The organism is Aquabacterium sp. (assembly GCF_016195855.1).
GTDB lineage: Bacteria > Pseudomonadota > Gammaproteobacteria > Burkholderiales > Burkholderiaceae_C > Aquabacterium.
Window position 1 is genome coordinate 648,455 of sequence record NZ_JACPYU010000016.1, and the last position, 24,965, is coordinate 673,419.

18 protein-coding genes are annotated in these 24,965 nt (G+C 64.7%); 8 read left to right on the plus strand and 10 right to left on the minus strand.

Annotated features, from left to right (window positions below; genetic code table 11):
• Positions 1 to 7: 7 nt before the first annotated feature.
• Positions 8 to 2,932 carry an isoleucine--tRNA ligase gene (ileS, locus tag HY019_RS16305; RefSeq protein ID WP_290694152.1) on the minus strand — a complete coding sequence of 975 codons (2,925 nt, stop codon included), beginning with the start codon at positions 2,930 to 2,932 and terminating at the stop codon, positions 8 to 10.
• Positions 2,933 to 3,080: 148 nt separating this feature from the next.
• The gene (locus tag HY019_RS16310; RefSeq protein WP_290694154.1) at positions 3,081 to 4,067 is read right to left on the minus strand and encodes a bifunctional riboflavin kinase/FAD synthetase; all 987 of its coding nucleotides are present in this window, start codon (positions 4,065 to 4,067) and stop codon (positions 3,081 to 3,083) included.
• A 173-nt stretch (positions 4,068 to 4,240) separates the two neighbouring features.
• On the opposite strand from HY019_RS16310, the gene HY019_RS16315 reads away from it, so the two are divergent.
• Together HY019_RS16315 and HY019_RS16320 are read left to right on the plus strand one after the other, a co-directional pair.
• Complete coding sequence (locus tag HY019_RS16315) at positions 4,241 to 5,074, plus strand: alpha/beta hydrolase (protein WP_290694156.1); 834 nt, start codon at positions 4,241 to 4,243, stop codon at positions 5,072 to 5,074.
• 26 nt (positions 5,075 to 5,100) lie between these two features.
• Entirely contained in the window at positions 5,101 to 5,715 is a 615-nt protein-coding gene (locus HY019_RS16320) for a TetR/AcrR family transcriptional regulator (protein WP_290694158.1), read from the plus strand.
• 30 nt (positions 5,716 to 5,745) lie between these two features.
• Here the strand turns inward: HY019_RS16320 and HY019_RS16325 are convergent, their stop codons facing one another.
• The gene (locus tag HY019_RS16325; RefSeq protein ID WP_290694160.1) at positions 5,746 to 6,483 is read right to left on the minus strand and encodes a 16S rRNA pseudouridine(516) synthase; all 738 of its coding nucleotides are present in this window, start codon (positions 6,481 to 6,483) and stop codon (positions 5,746 to 5,748) included.
• A gap of 118 nt (positions 6,484 to 6,601) precedes the next feature.
• Here HY019_RS16325 and HY019_RS16330 point away from each other — a divergent pair, with 118 nt between their 5' ends.
• Positions 6,602 to 7,465: an MBL fold metallo-hydrolase gene (locus HY019_RS16330; RefSeq protein ID WP_290694162.1), complete on the plus strand. Its 864-nt coding sequence runs from the start codon at positions 6,602 to 6,604 to the stop codon at positions 7,463 to 7,465.
• A 32-nt stretch (positions 7,466 to 7,497) separates the two neighbouring features.
• On the opposite strand, the gene HY019_RS16335 is transcribed toward HY019_RS16330, so the two are convergent.
• A complete protein-coding gene (locus HY019_RS16335; RefSeq protein ID WP_290694163.1) occupies positions 7,498 to 8,169 on the minus strand; it encodes a TIGR02281 family clan AA aspartic protease in 672 nt (223 codons plus the stop codon).
• Between the two features lie 73 nt (positions 8,170 to 8,242).
• The gene (locus HY019_RS16340) at positions 8,243 to 8,734 is read right to left on the minus strand and encodes a YajQ family cyclic di-GMP-binding protein (protein WP_290694165.1); all 492 of its coding nucleotides are present in this window, start codon (positions 8,732 to 8,734) and stop codon (positions 8,243 to 8,245) included.
• Positions 8,735 to 8,765: 31 nt separating this feature from the next.
• Here HY019_RS16340 and murB point away from each other — a divergent pair, with 31 nt between their 5' ends.
• Positions 8,766 to 9,818: a UDP-N-acetylmuramate dehydrogenase gene (murB, locus tag HY019_RS16345; protein ID WP_290694167.1), complete on the plus strand. Its 1,053-nt coding sequence runs from the start codon at positions 8,766 to 8,768 to the stop codon at positions 9,816 to 9,818.
• Between the two features lie 16 nt (positions 9,819 to 9,834).
• Here the strand turns inward: murB and HY019_RS16350 are convergent, their stop codons facing one another.
• Entirely contained in the window at positions 9,835 to 11,067 is a 1,233-nt protein-coding gene (locus HY019_RS16350; protein ID WP_290694169.1) for an ATP-binding protein, read from the minus strand.
• Positions 11,064 to 11,759, minus strand: a complete 696-nt coding sequence (locus tag HY019_RS16355) for a response regulator transcription factor (RefSeq protein ID WP_290694171.1) — start codon at positions 11,757 to 11,759, stop codon at positions 11,064 to 11,066. Before HY019_RS16355 ends, HY019_RS16350 begins: the two co-directional genes overlap by 4 nt.
• Positions 11,760 to 11,954: 195 nt before the next feature.
• On the opposite strand from HY019_RS16355, the gene HY019_RS16360 reads away from it, so the two are divergent.
• Together HY019_RS16360 and HY019_RS16365 are read left to right on the plus strand one after the other, a co-directional pair.
• Positions 11,955 to 12,851 (plus strand): CsgG/HfaB family protein, encoded by an 897-nt coding sequence (locus HY019_RS16360; protein WP_290694173.1) that lies wholly within the window; start codon positions 11,955 to 11,957, stop codon positions 12,849 to 12,851.
• A gap of 19 nt (positions 12,852 to 12,870) precedes the next feature.
• Positions 12,871 to 13,347, plus strand: a complete 477-nt coding sequence (locus tag HY019_RS16365) for a hypothetical protein (protein ID WP_290694175.1) — start codon at positions 12,871 to 12,873, stop codon at positions 13,345 to 13,347.
• Between the two features lie 84 nt (positions 13,348 to 13,431).
• On the opposite strand, the gene HY019_RS16370 is transcribed toward HY019_RS16365, so the two are convergent.
• Positions 13,432 to 13,749, minus strand: a complete 318-nt coding sequence (locus HY019_RS16370; RefSeq protein ID WP_035039303.1) for a pyrimidine/purine nucleoside phosphorylase — start codon at positions 13,747 to 13,749, stop codon at positions 13,432 to 13,434.
• A 58-nt stretch (positions 13,750 to 13,807) separates the two neighbouring features.
• On the minus strand, positions 13,808 to 15,238 hold the full coding sequence (locus HY019_RS16375) for an argininosuccinate synthase (protein ID WP_290694178.1): 1,431 nt from the start codon (positions 15,236 to 15,238) through the stop codon (positions 13,808 to 13,810).
• A gap of 194 nt (positions 15,239 to 15,432) precedes the next feature.
• On the opposite strand from HY019_RS16375, the gene HY019_RS16380 reads away from it, so the two are divergent.
• Positions 15,433 to 16,083: a hypothetical protein gene (locus HY019_RS16380; RefSeq protein WP_290694179.1), complete on the plus strand. Its 651-nt coding sequence runs from the start codon at positions 15,433 to 15,435 to the stop codon at positions 16,081 to 16,083.
• Positions 16,084 to 16,101: 18 nt separating this feature from the next.
• Here the strand turns inward: HY019_RS16380 and HY019_RS16385 are convergent, their stop codons facing one another.
• Complete coding sequence (locus tag HY019_RS16385) at positions 16,102 to 18,555, minus strand: GGDEF domain-containing protein (RefSeq protein WP_290694180.1); 2,454 nt, start codon at positions 18,553 to 18,555, stop codon at positions 16,102 to 16,104.
• 279 nt (positions 18,556 to 18,834) lie between these two features.
• Here HY019_RS16385 and HY019_RS16390 point away from each other — a divergent pair.
• The coding region (locus tag HY019_RS16390) for a DUF4347 domain-containing protein (RefSeq protein ID WP_290694181.1) at positions 18,835 to 24,965 on the plus strand (6,131 nt) is incomplete at its 3' end.

The following is a 24,965-nucleotide window of genomic DNA, read 5'->3' on the forward strand; positions in this document are numbered from 1 at the left end:
CGGGTACTCAGGCGTGTTCGCGGTGTTCACCTTCGCCATGCAGGTTGCTGTCGCAACGGCCGCAGATGGTGGGGTGCTCGGGGTTGATGCCGACGTCGTCGCGGTAGTGCCAGCAGCGCTCGCACTTCACGGCCTTGGACGGGTTGACTTCGATTTGCGTGGAGTGGCCTTCTGCCAGCTCGACGCTGGAGACGATCAGCACGAACTTGAGGTCATCGCCCAGGCTGCGCAGGTCGGCCAGCAGGCGCTGGTCATCGGCGCTGATGGTGACGAACAGATTGGCCTGCAGCGAGGCACCGACCTCACCGCGCGTGCGCACTTCTTCGATCTGGCGGTTGCACTCTTCGCGCAAAGCGCGGATGCGTGACCACTTGGCCAGCAGCTCGGTGTCCTTGTCGGCTTCGTGGAAGTCCCAGTAGGTTTCGGTGAAGATCGTGTCGCCCTTGTTCTGGCCACCGTTGAACACCTTCCAGGCCTCTTCGGCCGTGAAGCTCAGGAACGGCGCCATCCAGCGCAGCATGCCGTTCGTGATGTGCCACAGCGCGGTCTGCGCGGCGCGGCGGGCGTGGCTCTTGGCTGCCGAGGTGTAGAGGCGGTCCTTGAGCACGTCCAGATAGAACGCGCCCAGGTCTTCCGAGCAGTAGACCTGCAGCTTGGCCACCACCGGGTGGAACTCATAGCGCTCGTAGTGCGCCAGGATGTCTTCCTGCAGCTGCGAGGCGCGGGCCAGGGCGTAGCGGTCGATCTCCAGCAGCTCGGTGAGCGGCACGGCGTCCGTCTCCGGGTTGAAGTCGGAGGTGTTGGCCAGCAGGAAGCGCAAGGTGTTGCGGATGCGGCGGTAGCCGTCCACCACGCGGGCGAGGATCTTGTCGTCGATGCCCAGGTCACCGGAGTAGTCGGTCGACGCGGCCCACAGGCGGATGATCTCGGCACCCATCTTGGTACTGATCTCTTGCGGCGCCACCGTGTTGCCCACGGACTTGGACATCTTGCGGCCCTGGCCGTCCACGGTGAAGCCGTGCGTCAGCAGGCCCTTGTAAGGCGCGCGGCCATAGATGGCGCAAGCGGCCAGCAGCGAGCTGTGGAACCAGCCGCGGTGCTGGTCATGGCCTTCCAGGTAGAGGTCGGCTTCGTGCAGTTCGTCGTGGCCGGCATCGGGGTGGCTGCCTTGCGCCGGGTTGAGCACGTGGAAGAAGGAGGTGCCAGAGTCGAACCACACATCCAGGATGTCGGTGGACTTGCTGTACTCGGCGGCCTCGGCACCCAGCCACTCGGTGGGGTCCAGCTTCGACCAGGCTTCCACGCCACCGGCTTCGACCAGGTCAGCGGCCTTGTCCATGAAGGCCATGGTCTGCGGGTGCAACTCGCCCGTCACCTTGTGCAGGAAGAATGGCAGCGGCACGCCCCAGTTGCGCTGGCGGCTGATGCACCAGTCAGGGCGGTTGGCGATCATGTCGCGCAGGCGGGTGCGGCCGTTCTCGGGGTAGAAGGTGGTGTGGTCGATGGCGTCCAACGCGGTCTGGCGCAGGGTCTTGGCGGGCTTCTCGGTCGCAAACACGCCCTCGCCTTCGTCCATGCGCACGAACCATTGCGCGGCGGCACGGAAGATCACCGGCGTCTTGTGGCGCCAGCAGTGCGGGTAGCTGTGCACGATGTCCTTGGTGGCCAGCAGGCGGCCGTGCTCGCGCAGCGTCTCCAGCACCACCGGGGCGGCTTTCCAGATGTGCTGACCGCCAAACAAGGGCAGATCGGCTTCGTAGACGCCATTGCCCTGCACGGGGTTGAGGATGTCGTCGAACTTCAGGCCGTGGGCGATGCAGGAGTTGAAGTCGTCCACACCGTAGGCAGGCGCAGCGTGCACGATGCCAGTGCCGTCTTCCGCGCTGACGTACTCGGCCAGGTAGACGGGTGCTTCGCGGTCATAGCCCTTGTCCACATGGGCCAGCGGGTGCTTGAACTTCAGGCCTTCGAGCTTGGCGCCCGGTGCCGTGGCGATGATCTTGACCTGATCGGCCTCGAAGCCGTAACGCTGCGCGGCCTTTTCCACCAGGGATTCAGCCAGCACCAGCAGGCCCTTGGGCGTGTCCACCAGGGCGTAGCTCAACTCGGCGTGCACGTTGAGCGCCTGGTTGGCAGGGATGGTCCAGGCGGTCGTGGTCCAGATCACCGCGAAGGCGTCTTTGCCGAGCTGCTGCAGGCCAAAGGCGGCGGCCAGCTTGGCGGGCTCGGCACTCAGGAAGGCCACATCCAGGGTCTGGGACTTCTTGTCGGCGTATTCGATCTCGAACTCGGCCAGCGAAGAGCCGCAGTCAAAGCACCAGTACACGGGCTTGAGGCCACGGTAGACGTAACCGCGCTCCATGATCTTCTTGAGCGCGCGGATCTCGTTGGCTTCGTTGCCGAAGTCCATGGTGCGGTAGGGATGGGCCCAGTCGGCCAGCACGCCCAGGCGCTTGAAATCGGTGCGCTGGCCGTCGATCTGCTCGGCAGCGTAGACGCGCGCCTTGGCCTGCACGTCATCGCGGCCGAGGTTGCGGCCGAAGGTCTTTTCGATCTGGTTCTCGATGGGCAAGCCGTGGCAATCCCAGCCGGGCACGTAGATGGCGTCCATGCCCTTGAGCTGGCGCGCCTTGACGATCATGTCCTTGAGGACCTTGTTGACGGCGTGGCCGATGTGGATGTTGCCGTTGGCATAGGGTGGGCCGTCGTGCAGCACGAACTTGGGGGCACCCTGGCGGGCCGCGCGCAGCTTGTCGTACAGGCCCGTCTTCTCCCACTCGGCCACCCAGCCCGGCTCGCGCTTGGGCAGGTCACCCCGCATCGGGAAGGGGGTGTCGGGCATGTTCAGCGTGGCGCGGTACTGGCCTTGGCCTTCACCGGCAACATTGACTGCGGTGTTGGCGGAGGCGGCGGGCTTCTTGTCTTGACTCATGATCTCTCTCGGCAAAGGAACACGACAGGGCGGCCACATGTGGCCCCGTTGCCATCGGGTTCCTGGGAATCAGGTGAGCCGCGCACCACGCTCGCTGTCAGCAACGGCGGGGAAAGCGGCCAGGCTAGGTTGGGTCAGACGGTGGGCGTCAAATTCGATCGCGGGTGGTCTGACGGCGCTGTGCCTGGAAGAAGGACTTTGCATCGGCAATGTCCTTGTGGATGGCGGCCTGCAACGCGTCCAGCCCGTCGTAACGGGCTTCATCTCGGAGTTTGTGCAGGAGTTCCACGCGCACGATTTTACCGTAGCCCCCTTCCGCGCCCAGATTGGCGGGCCATTCAAAGCAATGGACCTCCAGCAAGACGCGGCCGGCGTCTTCCACGGTGGGGCGCACACCCAGGCTGGCCACGCCTTCCAGCGGGTGGTCTGCCAGGCCGTGGGTGCGGACCACGAAGATGCCGGTGGTGGCCGGTTTTTCGTGGCCGAAGCGCACGTTGAGCGTGCGGCAATCGAGGCTGCGGCCCAGTTTGGCACCGTGGATCACGTGGCCGCTGACGGTGTAGGGGCGCCCCAGCATCTGCTCGACACGGGCCATGTCACCGGCCGCCATCGCATCACGCACCACCGAGGACGACACACGGGTGCCGTGCACCTCGTAGCTCATCATGCGGGCCACATCAAAACCCAGGTCGTTGCCGGCGGCATCCAGCAAGTTGTAGTCGCCGGCGCGTTTGGCACCAAACCGGAAGTCGTCGCCCACCAGCACATACCGCGCGTTCAGGCCTTGGACCAGCACCTTGTGGATGAAGTCGTCCGGGCTCTGGCTGGCGAAGTGGCGGTCAAAGCGCAGGATCACGACCTGGTCCACCCCGCAGCGCTCCAGCTCGGACAATTTGTCGCGCAGCGTCGCGATGCGCGACGGCGCGATCTCCGGTTTGCCGGCCAGCTGGGCGAAATAGTCACGCGGGTGCGGCTCGAAGGTCAGCACGGTGCTGGGCACCCCTCTGTGCTGGGCTTCATTGCGCAACAGGGCCAGCATGGCCTGATGCCCCCGGTGCACACCGTCAAAGTTGCCAATGGTCAGTGCACAAGCCGGGGCGAGTGCCGCATGGTGAAAACCACGAAAGACTTGCATAGACCCAAATTATGCCCGGCGATCCCCCAGCCAGAGGGGCGGATGTGGTGGGATCCATGGATGCACGAAAAGTGATACTAGAATCACATAAAACGAAATGAGGGAGGAACTGCTGCCTTGCGGCAGCGGGCGCCTCGTGAACAAGAGCTCGGCGTGACTTAGACTGCGCCTTGATGTCCCACAAGCTTTTGCCGTCAAGCATCCACGCACGCGACGGCCTGACACTTCACCTGTCGCACTGGCCCGTGACCACACCGAAAGGCGTGGTTGTGTTCTTGCACGGGCTCACCGAGCATGGCCAACGCTACAAGGAGCTTGGGCAGCGCCTCAATGCGCTGGGGTGGTCGGTGCTTGCACCCGACATGCGCGGGCACGGCCTTTCGGGTGGCCCGCGGGGTGGGATGAGCCGCGACGACGACTTCCTGCACGACCTGGCTGCCGTGATCGACGTGGCCAGAAGCACGTACCCGCAAGGCCCGCTGGTGCTGTTTGGCCACAGCACGGGTGGCGCCCTGGCGACGCGCTTTGCCGCGGCGCAGGCCCTGCCCCGCGAAGACGTGGCCTGGGCGCGCCCCATCGACGGTTTGATGTTGTCGGTGCCGGCATTGCAGCCCACCATGAGCCTGGTGCAAAAGGCGCTGTTGTCCACCATGGGGCGGCTGATCCAGGACGTGGCCGTGCCCGTCGCGTTCAAGCCGGAGTGGAGCAGCTCCGACCCCGCCGTGATCGCCGAATTCAACCATGACCCGCTGACGCACACGAAGATCACGCCGCGCGTGGCCTTGTTCCTGGCGGGACTGGCCCCGGTGGTCATGCGACGCGCGCCCAGCTGGACGATCCGCACCCTGATGCTCTACACCCCGGACGACAGGCTGGTGGTGCCGCAGGGCTGCGAACGTTTCATGGCGGCGATGCCGGCCGACCTGGCTACCACACGGGCCTTCCCCGGCTTGCTGCATGACATGCTGAGAGAGCCTGATCGCGCCCGTGTCCACCTGGCCGTGTAACAATGGCTGGCCACCCACTTTCCCGCATGAACAAGGACCTCGCCCCAACCCGGCGCCGTACTGGCCGCCCTTCCAAGCAGGATATGGAGCCGGGGCAGGACGCCAAGACCATGCTGTTGCAGGCCGCTGGCGCCGAGTTCGTCGAGTCGGGCTATGAGCACACCACCTCCAACCGCATCGCCCACCGGGCGGGCTTCGCACCGCAGACCTTCTACCGTTGGTACAAGGACAAGCTGGAGGTGTTCATCCAGGTGTTTGAAGCCTGGACCGATGCCGAGCTGGAGCAACTCGACGCCCTGCTGACCGAGCAGACCGGCAGCCGCCAGATTGCCGAGGCCTTTGTGGCCAACTACCGCGGCTTCGCCCTGTTCAAACGCAGCCTCCAGCAACTCGCCGCCACGACGCCCGAAGTCCGGCAGGCGCGTGCAGCGTGCCGCCTCAAGCAGATCCAGCAAGTCAAACGCTGGAACCCGGCCCTGCAAAACGATGAGTTAATCGCGGCGCTGCTGGTTGCGGTCGAGCAACTCTGCCAGTCACTGGCAGAGGGCGAGTTCGAGGACATGGGTTTGACAGGCGACGCGGCTTACCAGCAGCTGTCCGACCTGATCGATCGCCTTCGCCCGCCGGTCTCTGCTGCCTGAGCAGCGCCCTCAGGACAGCTCAGCGTCCCCTCAAGGCAGCACCAGCTTGGGGTCTTCCAGCCAGCGCCACTGCCCAGGCGCCAGGTCATCGGACAAGGTCAGGCGGCCGATCTGGCTGCGATGCAGGCCTTCAACGCGGTTGCTCACCGCCGCCACCATGCGCTTGACCTGGTGGTACTTGCCTTGCAGCAGCGTCAGACGCAGATGGCAGGTTTCACCCTCCCCCACGGCCTCGGCCGCATCGGCCTTGACCGGCAGGGGGTCGTCGTCCAGCACCACGCCTTTGAGCAGCTTCTCGCACATGGCCGGCGTCACGGGGTACTTGCACGTCACCTCGTAGACCTTGGGCACATGGTGCTTGGGCGAGGTGAGTTTGTGCAGCAAGGGGCCGTCGTCGGTCATCAGCAACAGGCCCGTGGTGTCCTGGTCCAGCCGGCCGACGGGTTGCAGGCCACGGCGTCGCAAAGGCACGGGCAGCAGGTTGTGGACGCCTGGCCATGCGCCCGGCTTGAGCGAGCATTCGTAGCCGGCCGGCTTGTGCAGCACGATGAGCGCCTTGACGTGGGTCACCCAGGGCATGCCGTCCACCACCAGCTCCAGCCGGTCTTCCGGGAAGACCGCGTCGGGGTCGTCCACCACCTCGCCCCGGACCTGCACCAGGCCGTGCAGGATCAGGCCTTCGCACTCGCGGCGGGCACCAAAGCCTTGGGCAAACAGAATCTGGGCCAGGTGCTCATGACCGGCCGGCAAACGGGAACGTGGGGGCATGGTAAAAAACGAATCCGACTGACGCGGCCAGCTACTGGCCAAAGCGACATTGTGCTGCCATCATGGCCGCGCTGGCCATCAGCACGAATCAGCACGAATCAGCATGAAGGGTTCAGGCATGAAAGTTCACCATCTGAATTGCGGATCGATGTGCCCGCTGGGGCGCCGGTTGCTCAATGGCGAAGGCGGCTGGCTGGCCCCTGCACACATGTGCTGCCACTGTCTGCTGATCGAGGGCCGTAATGGCCTGATCCTGGTGGACACTGGCCTGGGCACGGCCGACGTGAGCAAGCCCGCGCGCCTGGGGCTGGGCTTCAATGCCGTGGTCAGGCCCAAGCTGGTGATGTCGGAGACGGCGCTCTACCAGATCCGCGAGTTGGGCCTGGACCCGCGCGATGTGCGCCACATCGTGCCCACCCACCTGGATCTGGACCACGTTGGTGCGCTGAGCGACTTTCCGCAGGCCGAGGTGCATGTCTACGCCAAGGAGCTGCAAGCCGCACTGACACGGCCCAGCATGAAGGAAAAGAGCCGCTACATCCCCGCGCAATGGGCGCACGGCCCGAAATGGTCGCCGCACAACGTGGAGGGCGAGCGCTGGATGGGTTTTGAAGCCGCCCGCGCCTTGCCAGACACCGATGAAGAGGTGTTGCTGGTGCCGCTCACCGGCCACACACAAGGCCACTGCGGGGTGGCCGTACGAGGTGACGACGGCTGGCTGCTGCACTGCGGTGACGCCTACTTCTTCAGGGGCGAAATGGACCTGGACGAGCCCCACTGCCCGCTGGGCTTGCGGCTCTTCCAGAGCATCGTGCAGATGGACGGGGCGAGTCGCATGGCCAACCAGTTGCGCCTGCGTGAACTCAAGCAGCAGCACCGCCAGGACGTCACGCTGTTTTGCGCCCATGACCCGGTCGAGCTGGCGCAATTGAGCGGCCAGGCCCGCGAACGCCAGGGGCCGCGCGCGCAATATGCAGCCTGATTCCGCGGCGTGAGCCCCGATATCCCCCGCAATCAATAGCGCTTGGTCAGGGTCAGGGTGTCGTTCTCGCGCTTCATCTGAAACCGCGTCAGGAAGGAGTTGCCCAGCAGGATGTGCGGCATGGCCTGGGGCAAAACGGCCGCATCCACATTGAAGACCTCGACATCCTGGATGCGCACCGAAGTCAGGCTCACGCGGTAACCCACCACCATGCCATTGGCGGTGCTGCCATAGAACTTGGCGCCATCTTCAAATTTGATGCCCATGCGACGGGCCTCGTCGGCCCCCATGGCCACGGACGTCGCCCCGGTGTCCACCATGAAGCGCGTGGACTTGCCGTTGACTTGGCCCTGGGTGACAAAGTGCCCCCCTGATACGGCCGACAGCACGATCTGCGTGCCGTTGGCGCCGCCGCCAGAGCCGCCAATGCTCACGGGGGCCTCGCCCAGGCGCACGGTCTGGCGCTTGCCCGCCACCTCGATGGCGGCCTGGTCCGCGCTCACGCTGAGAACCTTGACGCCTTGATAGGTGTCGCCAGCCGCCAGCGCCTTGGGCGCCCCGCCGTTGATCACCAGCAAGGCCTTGCTGCCCATGCCACCGGTCATGGCCACGCTCTGCGCCAGCGCTGACAGCGGCATCACACCGCCACCCAGCGCCAAGGTCAAAGCGATGGCAAGGCGCACCTTCAACTGCCTGGATTCCATCTGCACAGCCTGATCTCCCTGTTTTGTTGTCAGCTGCATACCGAAACCGCGCTGAAACCGCCCGAGGGCAGGCTCAATCGCGGAAGTTGTTGAACGTCAGCGGCGCTTCCGTCAGGTCCTTCTTCATCAGGGCCATGGCCGCCTGCAGGTCATCGCGCTTGGCGCCCTGCACACGCACGGTATCACCCTGGATGCTGGCGTTAACCTTCAATTTGCTGTCCTTGATCAGCTTCGTGATTTTTTTAGCCAACTCGGCCTCGATGCCGGCCTTGAGCTTGATGACCTGCTTGACCTTGTCGCCGCCGATTTTTTCGGCCTTGCCGATGTCCAGGAAACGGATGTCGACCTGGCGCTTGGTGAGCTTGTTGTTGAGGATGTCGCGCACCTGGTCGAGCTGGAAGTCGCTGTCACCCAGGATGGTGATTTCTTTCTCTTTTTCCTTGAATTCGATGTTGGCGCTGGTGCCTTTGAAATCAAAGCGCGTGCCGATTTCCTTGGTGGTCTGGTCTACTGCATTGCGAACTTCGACCAGATTGGGATCGAGCACGGTGTCAAAACTGGGCATGAATTTCTCCTTTGTCTGCGAAAATTCTGCCATGCACACGCCCACCGCAGTCCCATCCCCCTCTTCTCTCGTGATCGAACGAGGGGCGAGCCTGCGTGCTTTCAACACTTTTGGCCTGCCCGCCAACGCCAAAATACTGGTGCGCCTGGCCTCCGAGGCCGATGTCAAGAAGGTGGTCAATGACCCGGAACTGGGCCGTGCGCCCAAGTTCATCCTGGGCGGCGGCAGCAACCTGGTGCTCACGCAGGACGTGGACCTGTGCGTGCTCAAGATCGAGATCAAGGGCCGCCGCCTGGTGGAAACGCGCGACGACGCCTGGATCGTGGAGGTTGGCGCTGGCGAGTCCTGGCACGAGACGGTGCAGTGGTGCCTGGACCAGGGCCTGCCCGGCCTGGAGAACATGGCGCTGATCCCCGGCACGGTGGGCGCCGCGCCGGTGCAGAACATCGGCGCTTATGGTGTGGAACTCAAAGACCGCTTCGAATCGCTGGATGCGGTGGACATGATCACCGGCCGGACCGTCACGCTGGATGCCGAGACATGCCGCTTTGGCTACCGCGACAGCGTGTTCAAGCAACGCCTGGGTGGCAAGAGCGTGATCACCAAGGTGCGCCTGCGCCTGCCCCGCCCGTGGCAGCCGGTGCTGGGCTATATGGAACTGGAGCGCAAGATCGCCGAGACGGCCAATATCCGCCCGGATGCTCGCCAGATCTTCGACTGGATCTGCGAGGTGCGCCGAGCCAAGCTGCCCGACCCCGCCGTGATCGGCAACGCCGGCAGCTTCTTCAAGAACCCGGTGGTGTCGGCAGAGCAGTGCCGCGACATCATTGGCCGTGACCCCGAGATCGTCCACTACCCGATGGACGACGGCACGTACAAGCTGGCCGCGGGCTGGCTGATCGACGCCTGCGGCTGGAAGGGCAAGTCCATCGGGCGCGCCGGCGTGTACGAACGCCAGGCCTTGGTGCTGGTCAACCGCGGCGGCGCGAGTGGGGCCGAGGTCGTCACCCTGGCGCGCGCGATCCAGGAAAGCGTCTACGGGCGCTTCGGCATCCGGCTGGAACCCGAGCCTGTCGTGGTCTGAGGCCGTGGCACCAAGCTCACCGCATCGGCAAGGTCAGCTCGGCGCGCAAACCGCCTTCTGGCCGGTTCAACAAGCGGATGCGGCCACCATGCCGGTGCACCAGTTCGCGTGCGATGTACAAGCCCAGCCCCACCCCGCCGGTGTCACGGCTGCGTGAATTGTCCAGCCGCACAAAGGGTTTGAACACGGCCTCCAACTGATCAGGCGCGATGCCTGGCCCGCGGTCATCGACGGTGATGATGACCTCGCCGGGCTGACCAGCTTGACGCGAGATGCGGATGTCGGCTGCATGCCCATAACGCAGGGCGTTGTGGACCAGGTTGTTCAACACGCGCTTGAACGACACGGGCTGCACGCTCAAAGTCACCTGCTCACCGCTGGCCGTGACGGGCTCACCTGCCTCCTGCAAGTCGTCGGCCATGGCCTGGACCATGGCGAGCAGGTCCACGCTGCGGGGCGCCTCCTGGCGGCGCTCCTCGTTCATCACGTCCAGCACGGACTCGATCATGGCGTTGATGTCGTTCACGTCGTCCACGCAGCGCTCGGCCACGGGGTCGGGGCGCAGGCTCTCCAGGCGCATGCGCAGGCGTGTCAGCGGTGTGCGCAGGTCGTGCGACACGGCCGCCATCATCAGGCCACGCTGCTCGAACTGGTCGTGCAGGCCTTTGGCCATCTGGTTGAACACATGGGCTGTCTGGCGAACCTCCAGCGGGCCGCGCTGTTCGTCCAGAACGGGCAACGCCCCGCCCCGGCTCACGGCCTGCTCCAGGTCCTGGGAGGCCTGGGTCAGCCGGCGCATGGGCGCGGTCAACCAGCGTGAACCCAGCCAGGCGGCCAGCCCCATGACAAGCACGCGCGCGGCATAGTCCAGCCACAGGGAGGGCGGCGCATGGTGCGGCAGGGCGGCCTGAGACGGGCCGGGATCGTGGTCCGGCCGCAGCTCGTCCATGGGCGCATGGAAAGGCGCCGTATCGGCATCCACAAAGGGCGGACGATCGTGCGGAGGCGGCCCCAGATGCGGACGGTCCTGATCAGGCCCACCGGGAGGCACCCCGTGCAGGCCCATGATGGGCGGCAGGCTGGGCAGGAACCAGCCCGGATGCAGGCCCGGTCCACCATCACGGTGCCCAGGCTCGTTGACCTGCGGGTGCGCCAGCCAGAAGCCCAGCAGGTGGCTCAGGACCAGGGTCACCCATAGCAACAGGAACAGCCGCTTGCCCAGCGTGTCGGCCCACCACCGCTTGCTCATGCCTGAACCTGCGTGGCAAACAGGTAGCCCTCGCCCCGCATGGTGCGGATCAGGCCGCCTGCCTGCCCGGCATCACGCAGCTTGTGGCGCAGGCGCGATACCGTCAGGTCCACGCTGCGGTCGCTGAGCGTGGCCCCGGGCGATTTGCTCATCTCCAGCAACCGGTCGCGCGACAGCACTTGCCCCGCATGGTCCACCAGCACGGACAGCAGCCGGAACTCGGCGCTGGAGAGGTCCACCATCACCTCGTCGGGCGAGGTCAAGCGCCTTTTCACCCGGTCGAAGGTCCAGCCCTGAAAGCGCGCCACCGGCATCGACCCTTTGATCTCCTGGACGGGTGTCCCGCGGGTGCGCCGCATCACCGCATGGATGCGCGCCACCAGCTCGCGCGGCTCGAAAGGTTTGCCCAGGTAGTCGTCGGCCCCCAGCTCCAGCCCGATGACGCGGCTGACGGGGTCACCCTGCGCCGTGAGCATGATGATGGGGATGACGCTGCTGCCACGGATCTCACGGCAGATGTTCAGCCCCTGCCCATCGGGCAGCATCAGGTCCAGCAGCATGACATCGAAGCTGCGTGTCTTGAGCGCCGCGCGCATGGCCTGGGCCGTGCCCACGGCCGTCACTTCCATGCCGTAGCCGCCCAGGTAGCCCTCCAGCAGCGTGCGAATCTCGACGTCATCTTCAACCAGCAAACAGGCAATCACGGCGTCCCCAACCTCATCCAGAGCCAAATTGCAGGGCAGGATAGCGAGATGCCCCGGCGCCGTGTGGCCGCGCAACCCGACTTCACACGACTTCACCGCCCAGCAACAAACCACCCTTGCTAGGGAGAGGCGAAAACCGACGTGCGACCTATACTGCGGCCATCGAATTTCGGAGGTCTGCCCATGCGTTCTGCTACCCACGTGCGCGCCGTGTCGCGCTGGTCCATCTCCCTGCTGAGCGCAGCGGTCGTTTCGGCCCTGCTCGCAGGCTGTGCCTCGACGGCGCCCACGCTGGGCGACAACAAAGGCGTGGTCAGCGGTGCGGCCGGTGGCGAAAGCGCCGATGGCCAGAATTCCCAGCTGGAAAACTGCCCGGAAACCCTGGGCACCCTGGCCATCGAGGAAGACACGAACGCCCCCTGGTATTACCAGTTGCGCGACCACCAGCTGGGCTCGACCGTGCCCGTGCTGCGCCTGATGATCCAGCAAAGCAACTGCTTCGTGATCGTCGAGCGCGGCAAGAGCCTCAACAACATGATGCGCGAGCGTGAGTTCGCCCGCGGCGAAGAAAGCCGTGCCGGCAGCAACTTCCAGAAGGGGCAGATGGTCGCGGCTGACTACACCATGAGCCCTGCCATCCAGTTCTCGGGCAAGACCGGTGGCGGCAGCGCCTTCGGTGGCGGCGGGGCGCTGGGCATGCTGGGCGCCATCGCGGGCAGCGTGGGCCGCAATGAGGCTTCCACCACCCTGCTGCTGATCGACAACCGTTCGGGCGTGCAGATTGCGGCGGCCGAAGGCACGGCCAAGAACTTCGACTTCGGCATGTTCGGTGCGGCCTTTGGCGGCGGCGGCTTTGGTGGCGGTGGTGGTTATGCCAAGACCCCGCAAGGCAAGGTGATCGTGGCGGCCTTTGCCGACTCGTACAACCAGATGGTCAAGGCCCTGCGCCGCTACAAGGCGCAGACGGTCAAGGGCGGCCTGGGTACCGGTGGCCGCCTGGGTGTTCAAGGTGGTGACACGGCCGCGTCCAAGGAGCTTGACGCCAAGCCCGCCACCAAGCCCACGACCAAGAAGAAGTAAGGTGGCGAGGATGACCGTGATGCGCCGTCTCGCTCACCTGGCTGTGGCCGCGCTGGCCCTGTGCGCGGCGGCGCAGGCTGGCGCCGCCGAGTTCAACCTGTTCCTGAACTGCTCGGGCAAGCTCAGTGCCAATGGCAAGGGCAAGGCCGCCACGCTGGATCTCGCCATGCGGGACAGCAACGAGACCGCCTTGATCCAGCGCTCCAATGTGCTGCCCGTGGGTGAACGCCTGAAGTACAAGGCCTCGCCCATGGTCTATTCCATGGTCTACAAGCTGCCGCAGCCAGGCACCCATTACTACAACGACTGGGTGCACGGCCAATGGGTGGTGTGGCAGCCCAACCTCAAGCGCCTGGCCACCATCCGCCTGTCGGTGGACCGCCAGACGGCCGAGCTCGAAGGCGAGTTGCTGGACTTCAATGACGACTCGCTGGGCACCATCGCCATGAGCTGCAAGCCCATGACGGCAGACGACATGCCGGAGCCCAAGTTCTGACCGGACCAGCCCCGGCCTGAGGTGCTGGACGCCCCAAAGACAAAAGGCCGCACGGGTGTGCGGCCTTTTCTTTTGCCTGGCGCTTCAACCGAAGTGGCAGATGTAGTGGTAAGGCTCGCCTTCCACCTTGATCTCGAACGAGGAGTTGCCAGGCACGTTGTAGCTTTCGCCCGGGCCGTAGCTCTTCCATTCGGTCTCGCCCTTGAGCTTGATGCTGCAGCGGCCCGCCACGGTTTCCATGATCTCGGGCGCGCCGGTGTTGAAGGTCAAGGCTGCAGGCAGGATCACGCCAACGGACTTGCGAACGCCGTCAGCCAGGGTCACGGTGTGCGAGACGCACTTGCCGTCGAAGTACACATTGGCTTGTGTGGCAACGGTGCCGGCCAGAGTGGTGGTGGTCATGAGAGGGTCTCCAAAAACGTAGAAGGCCGAGGCTCGCGCCCCGGCCTGTCAGACATGCTTACTTGGCAGCGGCCTTCTTGGCTGCCGGCTTTTTGGCCACAGGCTTCTTGGCAGCCTTTTTGGCGGCAGGCTTGGCAGCAGCAGCACGCGCCGCCTTCACATTGGCACCAATGCGCAAGCGCAGGGCGTTGAGCTTGATGAAACCAGCCGCATCAGCCTGATTGTAGGCGCCGCCGTCATCGTCGAAGGTCGAAATCTTGGCGTCGAACAGGCTGTCGGTCTTGGACTCGCGGCCCACGACCAGGATGGTGCCCTTGTACAGCTTGAGCTTGACGGTGCCGTTGACGGTTTCCTGGCTCTTGTCGATCAGGCCTTGCAGCAGTTCGCGCTCGGGGCTGAACCAGTAGCCGTTGTAGATCATGCGGGCGTAACGCGGCATCAGGTCATCCTTCAGCGCCAGGACTTCGCGGTCCAGGGTGATGGATTCGATGGCGCGGTGGCCGCTCAGCAAGATGGTGCCGCCAGGGGTTTCGTAGCAGCCGCGGCTCTTCATGCCAACGTAGCGGTTCTCGACCTTGTCCAGACGGCCGATGCCATGCTTGCCGCCGATTTCGTTCAGCTTGGTCAGCACGGTGGCGGGCGACATCTTCACGCCGTCGATGGCGACCACGTCACCCTTGGCGTAGGTCAGCTCGATGATTTGCGGCTTGTTGGGCGCCTTCTCGGGCGACACCGTCAGGCGCCACATATTGGCTTCGGGTTCGAAGTTCGGGTCTTCCAGCACGCCGCCTTCGTAGCTGATGTGCAGCAGGTTGGCGTCCATCGAGTAAGGGGCGCCGCCCTTGCGCTTCTTGAAGTCCACGGGGATGCCGTGCTTGTCGGCGTAGGCCAGCAGCTTCTCGCGGCTCAGCAAGTCCCACTCACGCCACGGTGCGATCACCTTGACGCCGGGCAGCAGTGCATAGGCACCCAGCTCGAAACGAACCTGGTCGTTGCCCTTGCCGGTGGCGCCGTGGGAGATGGCATCACCCTTGGTCTTCTTGGCGATCTCGATCAGGCGCTTGGCGATCAGGGGGCGGGCGATGGAGGTGCCCAGCAGGTATTCGCCTTCGTACAGCGCATTGGCGCGGAACATGGGGAACACGAAGTCGCGCACGAACTCTTCGCGCAGGTCTTCGATGAAGATGTTCTCGGGCTTGATGCCCATCTTCAGGGCCTTGGCGCGTGCGGGCTCGATTTCTTCGCCCTGGCCGATGTCAGCCGTGAAGGTGACCACTTCGCAGTGGTATTCGTCCTGCAGCCACTTCAGGATGATGGACGTGTCCAGACCGCCGGAGTAGGCCAGGACAACTTTCTTGACTTTCTGAGTGCCGGCAGCAGATGCCTTGGTGGCAGCCACGGGAGCGGCAGCAGGCGCAGTTGCGGTTGCAGCGGCCTTGGAAACCTTGGCCGGCTTGGCGGCGCGGGCTGGCTTGGCAGTTTTGGACATGGTCGAATCGGTGGATAGAGACGAAACCGGGCATTTTACGCTCTGAGGCTGTGCCTGCGGCTGCCCGGCAGGTTTACGCCGGTTTGAGGCGTCTTTACGCAAACTTCACGCGTCAGTGGTCGACCCATCCCGGTGCCGGGTCGTTGAGTCTGCAGGCGTGCCATCTGGTGCGCCCAGGTCACCAGGAGATCACCATGCACACCCGATTCCCGCTCACCCACCGCACCAGTGCCCTGGCCATGGGCTCCCTGCTGGTGGCGACCGCTGCCAGCGCCGGCCCGCGTGTGGGCGACATGGTGGGCAGCCCCAGCACCACCTCGCTGACCGTGCAGGCCAAGGTCGTGTCGGCCACGCCGGTGATTGGCCAGGTGCCCGTGCCCCGACAGGTCTGTTACGACGAATTGCGCCAGGAGCCGCCACGCTCGTCTGGTGCCGGGGCCCTGATGGGCGCCATCGCGGGCGGCGCCATGGGCAATGCGATCGGCAAAGGCTCTGGCCGTGCCTTGACCACGGGGCTGGGCATCTTTGGCGGCGCCATCGTGGGCAACCATGTGGAGAACGACGGGCGGCCGGGCAGCGCCAGCACCGTGCGCCGTTGTGAACAGCAGTCTGCTTACGAAAACCGTGTGGTGGCCTACAGCGTGGTCTATGAGTACGCGGGCCAGCGTTTCAGCACGCAAATGGCGCAGGAGCCCGGTGCATCCATTCCGCTTCAGGTGACGCTGACACCGGCTGTGGCCGCCCCTGCCACCGTGGCACCCGTCAGTTACGCACCGGCCCCCGATCCGTATGACGACGACGAATCAGACGATCGGGGCTGGCGCCGCCGTCGCCATTGGGATTGAACGGCCCGCGCTGAAGCTTCAGGCCTGCGCACGCAGGCTGGCTTGGGCGAGGGGTGGCGGCTCGGACAATCGGCAGGCGTCCCGCCCTGCCGCCTTGGCCGCATACAGTGCCTCGTCGGCACGTTGCAAGGTCCGGTCGATCGGTTCGGCAGGCAGGTGTTCAGCGACACCAGCGGAGAAGGTGACCTGCAAGTCCGGCATCTCGGGGCACAAGTGCGTGCCCGCCAGCGCCGAGCGCATCCGGGCCATGGCCTGAACGCCGTTCGCGCCGGGATCGGCCCCAACCAGCAGGACCAGGAACTCCTCGCCACCCCATCGGCACAGCACGTCGCTGTCCCTCAAGTGGGCCTTGGCAGCCTGTGCGAACCCCACCAGCACCTCATCCCCCACGGCATGGCCATGGGTGTCATTGACCGCCTTGAAGTGGTCCAGGTCGATCAGCGCCACACTGAAGGACCGGCCGCTGCGTTGATGCCGCACGCACTCGCGCTCCAGCAGCACCTGCATGTACTGGCGGTTGAACAAACCGGTCAGCGGGTCGCGCATCATGATCTGGCTGAGGCGCTCGGTCGCCTCTTGCAACGCCTTCTTTTCGGCGCGCACTTTCTCGCGGATGAGGCTGAAGCGGTGGGCCTGCAAGCTCAGGATCCACAGCACCAGACAGGTCATGGCCACTTCCAGACTCTCCTTGCGCGCGTTGAAGTCAGGTGCATCGCCTAACGCTCGCGCAGCCAGCACAGCCAGCATCATGGCCAGGTAGAAGCGCCCAACCCAGAGTGTCTGCTTCGGGCGGAGATTGGAAAAGCCAAAGACCAGGCTCACGCACACCATCTGCAAGGTGCTGGGGCTGGTTGAGGGCATCAGGCCGTAGCCGATGATGACCCCTGCCCCACCCCACAGCACCTGTGGCAACACAAAGGCGGGGTCACGCCAATGGGCCGTCAGGCCCAGGCGCAACAAGGTGTAGGTCACGACGATGGCCAACGTGTTGTGCGCCACAAAACTGTAGCCCGCCACCCGGGGCAACACACCCGACGGGATCAGGTAGAACAGAAAGCCGGCAATGGAGCTCAGGTAGACACACATGCCGAACATGCTCATGTACATGGCAGGACGCAGCCTGGGGTTGCTGCCCCACAGCAGCGTGAGCAGGCGTGCACGCCAGCCCGGAGCCTGTGCGGTGTCGGTTTCTTCAGGATCGGGCTGCTCATCGAGCTTGCCCGCCACCATGGCCGTCCATGGCGACGCTTCGTTCAGGTTCAACTCAAGGCTGGCCGCGCCCGCCTGCCCACGGCGCTCGCGCGGCGGTGAGCCGGTGGGCGCCACGACAGCTTGCAGCACAGGGCCATGCACGACCACCCTGTCTCGCCCCTGGGCCTTGGCCTCGTACAGCGCCTTGTCGGCCAACTCCAGGGTGTGCTCGCTGCTGTCCTGGCGCTGGTGCTCGCAAACGCCGGCCGAGAATCTCACCTGCAAGCCACTCGCGTACTGTGCCCAGTCGTGGGCGTGACAAGCCTGCCTGAGGCGCTCCAGTGCGGACCAGGCCTGGCTCTTGTTGGTCTCGGACTGCAGCAACAGGAACTCTTCGCCGCCCCAGCGGGCGAACATGTCTGCGCTATCGGGAAAGACCTCGCGCGCGATCTGTGCAAACGCGCGCAACACGGCGTCCCCGGTTGCATGACCATGCTCGTCATTGATCCGTTTGAAGAAGTCCAGGTCAAGCAGGGCCACGGTGAAGGGCCGACCACTGCGCCTGCTTCGGCGCACCTCGTCGTCCAGCAGCGTGAGCATGTGGCGGCGGTTGTAGACCCCGGTGAGGCCATCGCGGATGGACAACTGGTGCAGGTGCGCGAGTGTCTCGGTCATCTGCTGCTTCTGCCGGGTGTGCCGCGCCCTCGTCGTGCGCGCCTGAGCCGACACAAGATACAGCACGGGCAACACCACGGCCAGGATCAGCAAGGTGAACAGCTCTCGCCCCCAGTCAAGCGACACCAGGTGCCAATAGTGCCTGGACACCGTGGCCAGCATGGGCAGGACAATGCACAAGCCCATCGCCAGGTGAGCCTGTCGTCTGGGCAGGCGCCACAGGTCGAACACCACGATCACGCTCAACCAGAGCAAGGCGGTGCTGCGCAGGTCATCCAGCAAGGCATAACCGATGGCCACCATCGCGATGCTGAAGGACGACTGGGTGAAGGCCAGCATCGGGTCCTGCGTGTGCACGGCCAGCCCGAAATGCACCGCCACGAAGATGGCAGCCAAGGCCAGCGCGATCGAGCCGCTGAGCAGGTAGACCACCCCTGGCTTGACGGACCCCATATAAGCCCCCAGCCACAACAACAGCAGCACCCCCACGTAGGACGGCACGGCCAGCCAGAAGCGCTTGCGCCCGTGAGCGCGCAAGGCCTGATGGTCATCCCTCACCGCGCCGGGCAGGTCGTCAGACGGCGGGGACGAAGGGGTTGCGGTCATGCGGGAGGGGCAAGGCGGGGCATGGGGTGTTTTCGTCCGATCGAGGTGGGCACTTGAGCGCCCCAAAACCGCTGCCAGCCTCTCTTAGCTTGCTTGCGACACCGAAAAGCCGTGAGTTCATCACGCTTTTCACAGCGTTTAACTCGCTACGGAACACGCAATATCCGAACGTGCACCCCATGATGACGTTGGGGTACCGCGTGGTGTACTGGGTGGGGGTTTGTCCATGTCCGCGTCAGTTGAGGCGATGCGCCGTGCAGGGCACGGCCGGAGGGCTGCATGAAGCGCAAGGCCCCGTCTCTGCTCGCTTTGTTCGGACGCCCTGCCAAAGCAGCGGTCGAGGCGCGCTTTGATGGCCGGCTGGAAGAGCTGGAGCCCCGCATCCTGTTCAGCGCTGACGCCACCGCGCTGCTTGTCGACCCCACGGCCACACCGGCTGCCGACCTGAGCGGGGCGATCCAGCAGGTGCTGCCACCGGCGACGCCGACGCCGACGCAAGCTCAGACACCCGCCGCGCAAACCGCACTAGCTGAACAGGGTGCCCAGGCCCGCACCGCCACCGGCAGCACCGAGCTGGTGTTTGTGGACGCACGGGTGCCTGACGCCCAGGCGCTCATGTCGCAGATCCTGGCGCAGCAGGATGGCACGCACACCCTGGAAATCCATTGGCTGAACGCCGACCGCGACGGTGTGGCGCAGATCACCGAGGTCTTGCAGGGGCGCCATGACGTGTCGGCCCTGCACCTGATCAGCCACGGCTCGGACGGCAATGTGCAATTGGGCAACACCTGGCTCAATGAAGCCACCCTGCCCAGCCACCTGCAGGCCTTGAGCAGCTGGCAAAGCGCCCTCACCGCCGACGCCGACATCCTGATCTATGGCTGCGACGTGGCCCAGACCGCTGCAGGCCAGCATTTCGTGGACGACCTGTCCTTGCTGACCGGTGCCGATGTGGCCGCCAGTGACAACAAGACCGGCGCGGCCACATTGGGCGGCGACTGGTCGCTGGAATACCAGGCTGGCGTGATCCAGTCCTTCCTGTTCCAGCCAAGCGCGACCTTCCCGCAGTGGAACCACGTGCTGGCCTCCCTCACCCTGCAGGATGGCAGCAACAGCTATACCGGCACCACCGATACCTATCTGCACACCAGCATGGGTATCGCAGACAACACCGACTTCAGCACCTCCACGACCTTGCTGGCAGGGGAAGACGGCACGGGCGGACAGGCCCAGACCCTGATCCGCTTTGACAACCTGGTCGGCACGGGCGCCAACCAGATCGCGACGGGGTCGACCATCACGGCCGTGACCTTGACCCTGCAGATCACGACCGCCAGCACTTTCACCAACCCGACCTTCGACTTCCACCGCATGCTGGTGTCCTGGTCGGACACCTCGACCTGGGACTCGATGGGATCGGGCATCTCGCTGGGCACGGAGGCCTCCAACACCACGGATGGCAGCATCACCGAGAGCGGCACCGGCAGCTACACCATCGCCTCCAATGCCAATATGGTGGCGACGGTGCAGGGCTGGATCAACAACCCGTCATCCAACTATGGCTGGTACACCGACAACGGCAGCTATTCGGCTCGGATTGCCTGGGGATCGGCAGAAAACGGCACGCTCGCTTATCGCCCCAAGCTGACGATCACCTACACGCCGCCTACGCCCCCCTCGATGGACCTGGACGCCAACAACAGCTCGGGTGCGGCGGGCAACAACTACAGCGGCGCCTTTGTCGAAAACAGCCCGGCTGTCAAGGTGGCAGACAGCGATGCCACGATCACCGCCGGCGGCTCCAGCTCGTTCACGGGCATGACGGTGACGCTGGGCGCCGTGCCGGATGGTGCGGCCGAATCCTTGGCCGCCACGACCACGGGCACCAACATCACGGCCTCGTATTCGGCTGGCGTATTGACGCTCTCTGGCACGGACACGGCGGCCAACTACCAGTCCGTCCTGCGCAGCATCACGTACAACAACACCTCGGACACACCCAACACAAGCGCGCGCGGCCTCACGATCGTGCTGACCGATGCCAATGGGCAGACGGCCAGCGCGACGTCGTCGCTGTCGGTCACCGCCACGAATGATGCACCGGTCATCACCAGCAATGGCGGCGGGGCCACGGCCAGCATCAGCGTGGCCGAGACGCTGACCGCCGTGACCACGGTGACCTCCACCGATCCGGAAGGCACCGCGCGCAGCTATTCGATCGTGGCCGGTGGCGACGGCGCCAAGTTCAGCATCAACGCCAGCACAGGCGTGCTGACTTTTGTCAGTGCACCAGACTTCGAGAGCCCGACTGACAGCAACACCGACAACGTCTATGTGGTCACGGTACAGGCCAGCGATGGCAGCCTGACCGATACACAGACCATCAGCGTGACCGTCACCGATGTGTCGTCGGCACTGGTGGTCACCACGACCGCCGACACCAACGACAGCGGGCTGGGCAGCAGCTTCACCGCCGAACAACTCAATGCCGTCAACGCAGGCAGCGATGGCAAGATTTCCTTGCGGGAAGCCATCATCGCGGCCAACAACACGAGCGGCACCGACACCATCTCGTTTGCCATCACCGGCGCCACCGGCAGTTATGGCGAGTACACGATCACGGCCGCCAGTGCGCTGCCCACGATCACGCAGGCCGTCAACATCAATGCCGCCACGCAAAGCGGCTATGTGGCCGGTGGCGTGCACACCGTTGTGCTGGACGGCAACGATGCCGCGGCCTTTGGGCTGGACCTTACCAACACAGCCGATGGCAGCACCATCCGTGGGTTGGTGATCCGCAACTTCACGTCTTACGGCATCTACGTCGAATCGGGATCGGACAACAACACCATCGTGGGCAACTTCATCGGCAGCTTCAATGCCGATGGCAGCAACAAGGGCGTCGGCTTTGGCAATGCCACGGCCGGCATCGTCACCTACGGCGCCAATACGTTGATTGGCGGCACCACGGCGGCAGACCGCAATGTGATCTCCGGCAACCCGGGTGGCTACAACATCTACATGGCCACGGGCGCCAATGGCACGACCATCTCGGGCAACTACATCGGCCTGAACGCGGCGGGCACATCGGTGTTCAGCACCACCAACCCGAACTACGGGATCATGATCGAGACTTCCGCCACCAATGTGACGATTGGTGGCACGGCTTCTGGTTCGGGCAACGTGATCTCGGGCCATGTACGCGAGGGCATCTGGGTCACCACCACCGGTGCGGTCACCATCCAGGGCAACTACATCGGCACCGATGTGACCGGCACGGTGGACCTGGGCAACACGCGCTATGGCATCTACCTGGACGACACGGGGACGGCCACCATTGGCGGCACAAGCGCTGGCGCCGGCAACCTGATATCGGGCAATGACCTAGGCGGCGTCTACGCGTCTAACAACAGCGTCACCGTGCTGGGCAACATCATTGGCCTGAACGCAGCGGGCACGGCCAAACTGGCCAATGCGGGGTCGGGCATCGAAGTGCGCACCAGCGCGGCCTCGACCATCGGTGGCAATGGCAGCGGCTACCGCAACATCATCTCGGGCAACACGGCCTACGGCATTGATGTCGAGACCAGCAATGCCCATGTCATCAAGGGCAACTACATCGGCGTGGGCGCGGACGGCGTCACCTTGCTGGGCAACACCCAGGCTGGCATCTACATCAGCGCCACGGGCACCATCGTGGGCGGCAAGACAGCGGGTGACGGCAACATCATTGCGGGCAATGGTGGCGCAGGCATCGCGGTGGCCGGTGGCAATGGCAACCTGTTCTACCGCAACTCGATCTACAGCAACACCGGTATTGGCGTCGACCTGGGTAATGATGGCGTGACCGCCAACGACTACAACGATGGTGATGGTGGCCCCAACTACCAGACCAACTACCCTGTCATCACCTCGGTGGTGACCAATGGCACCAGTACCACCATCACCGGATCGATCGATTGGTATCAGGGCCCCGACACCATCTACATCGAGCTGTACGCCAGCACCAGCAAGGATGCGACGGGGTATGGGCAAGGCAAGACCTACCTGGGCGCCGCACAGGTCACCACGACCAGCGGAACGGGCGATGCCACCTTCTCGCTGACCGTGACCGGCGTGAGCGTGGGCGACTGGGTCAGCGCCATCGCCAACGTGGAGACTTCCTTCATTGGTGCTTCGGAGTTCTCTAAAGCAGTGCAGGCTGTTGCCCCCGCCAATGCGCCGCGCGGCCGCGTGATCTGGAACAACAACGACCGCTTCTACCAAAGCTATGCGGACTGGAGCACAACCGGCTTCAGCGGCATCGGCACGGATGGCCTGAGCTTCAGCGACGACATCTCGATGATCACGGCGGCGGAAGCCCCCACGCGCAACGAGATCCTGTTCATCGGGTCGGCAGACGCATCGGGCAAGATCCTGGCGGGCATCTGGAACGGCAGCACGTGGTCATCGGTCATCTCCATACCTGTCGCCAGCCCGGGCGCTTCGGCACAGAACTACGACAGCTTCGCGATCACCTATGACCCGATCAGCGGCGATGCCATGATGGTCTGGGACAACGGCAACACCGGCACCACAGGCCTGTCGTATGCGACCTGGAACGGCACCAGCTGGTCGGCCATCAACACCATCACCGCACCCGTCAGCGGCGAGCCGTTGCACATGAAACTGGCCGCCAAGCCCAATAGCCACGAGATGATGCTGGCGGTGGAGACCAGCGCGGCCTCGAACAACCAGTACGCCATCGTCTGGAACGGCAGCAGCTGGGGCAATGCCCAGGCGCTGGGCACCAACACCAACGAGCAGTACTTCGAGCTGAACGTCGCTTACGAACAGCAAAGCGGCAAGGCGATGGTGGTGTACGACAACTCGGCGTCGAACTCGTCCAACGTCCAGTACCGCACCTGGAATGGCAGCAGCTGGAGCAGCGAGGGCACGATCACGGCACCTGCGGGTGTCACCGCGACCTCTGACCTCTACAACACGGCCATCGCGTCCGACCCTGGCAGCAACCGCATTGCCATCGCAGCCAAGGACGCCGCCAACGAGACCTGGCTGGCGGTGTGGGATGGCAGCAGTTGGGGCTCGACACAACTGGCAACCACCTCGGGCGTGGACACGCCTGATCACCACGCCACCATGGCCGTCGCGTTCGAGAGCCAATCGGGCGACCTGCTGGCTGTATATGGCAAGTCAGCCGGCCCGAACGTCTACTACCGCACATGGACCAGTGGCGGCGGCTGGTCTGCCGAGAACACCGGGCCCAGCGTAGGCGGCACGGACGTCCCCTACATCAGCAAGCTGTATGCGGACCCGTACTCCAACACCATCATGCTGGGCGTGCAGGACAACGCCTATGACCTGAACTTCGTGGCCTGGGATGGCAGCGCCTGGGGCGCGGTCACGGAGCTGGACAACAACACCGTCTTCTACTACCGCGAGAACTTCACCTATGTGTGGTTCCAGAACGCGCCGGTGATCGCCAACCTGTCGGGCGACACGCTGGCCTTCACCGAAGACCAGTCCGCCCAGGTGATCGACCAGGGCACCAGTGCCACGGTCAACCTGGGTGACCAGACGCTCTACAACGGCGGCAACCTCACGGTGTCGTTCACCGCGGGCAGCACCAACGCAGAAGATGTGCTGGCCATCCGCAACCAGGGCACCGGCGCCGGACAGATCGGAGTCAGCGGTGGCAACGTGACCTACGCTGGCACCACGATCGGCACCTACACGGGCGGCAGCGCTGGCGCCAGCCTGGTGATCACGTTCAACAGCAACGCCACCGATGCGGCCGTCACCGCGCTGGTGAAGAACATCACCTACCAGAACACCAATACATCTGCGCCGTCCACCAGCACGCGCACCGTGCGTTTCGTGGCCACCAATTCGCAAGGGCAGGCCAGCGCCAACAACGATGTGTCGGTCACGGTCACGTCTGTCAACGATGCCCCGACCAACACGGTGCCCGCCGCACAAAGCGTCAACGAAGACACCACGCTGGTGTTCTCGTCGGGCAATGGCAACCTGGTGTCGATCGCCGATGTGGATGCGGGCAGCAGTTCGGTGCAGGTCACGCTCACCGTCACCAACGGCACGCTGACCCTGTCAGGCACCACGGGCCTGAGCTTCACCACGGGTGACGGCACGGCCGACTCCACCATGACCTTCACCGGCACGGTCAGCGCCATCAACACGGCCCTGGCCGGCATGGGCTACAGCCCGACTGCCAACTACAACGGCTCGGCCTCGCTGACCATCCTCACCTCCGACCTGGGCAACACCGGCAGTGGCGGCACGCTCACCGACACGGACGTGGTGAGCATCACCGTCAACGCCGTCAATGATGCGCCCATCAACAGCGTGCCCACGGCGCAAACCACCAACGAAGACACCAACCTGACCTTCTC

Excerpts from the sequence above, each read along its gene's own strand:
- HY019_RS16385 (WP_290694180.1), bottom strand. The coding sequence starts at position 18,555 with ATGACCGCAACCCCTTCGTCCCCGCCGTCTGACGACCTGCCCGGCGCG.
- HY019_RS16340 (WP_290694165.1), bottom strand. The coding sequence starts at position 8,734 with ATGCCCAGTTTTGACACCGTGCTCGATCCCAATCTGGTCGAAGTTCGC.
- HY019_RS16360 (WP_290694173.1), top strand. The coding sequence starts at position 11,955 with ATGCGTTCTGCTACCCACGTGCGCGCCGTGTCGCGCTGGTCCATCTCC.
- HY019_RS16330 (WP_290694162.1), top strand. The coding sequence starts at position 6,602 with ATGAAAGTTCACCATCTGAATTGCGGATCGATGTGCCCGCTGGGGCGC.
- HY019_RS16380 (WP_290694179.1), top strand. The coding sequence starts at position 15,433 with ATGCACACCCGATTCCCGCTCACCCACCGCACCAGTGCCCTGGCCATG.
- HY019_RS16350 (WP_290694169.1), bottom strand. The coding sequence starts at position 11,067 with ATGAGCAAGCGGTGGTGGGCCGACACGCTGGGCAAGCGGCTGTTCCTG.
- HY019_RS16325 (WP_290694160.1), bottom strand. The coding sequence starts at position 6,483 with ATGCCCCCACGTTCCCGTTTGCCGGCCGGTCATGAGCACCTGGCCCAG.
- HY019_RS16310 (WP_290694154.1), bottom strand. The coding sequence starts at position 4,067 with ATGCAAGTCTTTCGTGGTTTTCACCATGCGGCACTCGCCCCGGCTTGT.
- murB (WP_290694167.1), top strand. The coding sequence starts at position 8,766 with ATGCACACGCCCACCGCAGTCCCATCCCCCTCTTCTCTCGTGATCGAA.
- HY019_RS16370 (WP_035039303.1), bottom strand. The coding sequence starts at position 13,749 with ATGACCACCACCACTCTGGCCGGCACCGTTGCCACACAAGCCAATGTG.
- HY019_RS16320 (WP_290694158.1), top strand. The coding sequence starts at position 5,101 with ATGAACAAGGACCTCGCCCCAACCCGGCGCCGTACTGGCCGCCCTTCC.
- ileS (WP_290694152.1), bottom strand. The coding sequence starts at position 2,932 with ATGAGTCAAGACAAGAAGCCCGCCGCCTCCGCCAACACCGCAGTCAAT.
- HY019_RS16375 (WP_290694178.1), bottom strand. The coding sequence starts at position 15,238 with ATGTCCAAAACTGCCAAGCCAGCCCGCGCCGCCAAGCCGGCCAAGGTT.
- HY019_RS16335 (WP_290694163.1), bottom strand. The coding sequence starts at position 8,169 with ATGGAATCCAGGCAGTTGAAGGTGCGCCTTGCCATCGCTTTGACCTTG.
- HY019_RS16365 (WP_290694175.1), top strand. The coding sequence starts at position 12,871 with ATGCGCCGTCTCGCTCACCTGGCTGTGGCCGCGCTGGCCCTGTGCGCG.
- HY019_RS16315 (WP_290694156.1), top strand. The coding sequence starts at position 4,241 with ATGTCCCACAAGCTTTTGCCGTCAAGCATCCACGCACGCGACGGCCTG.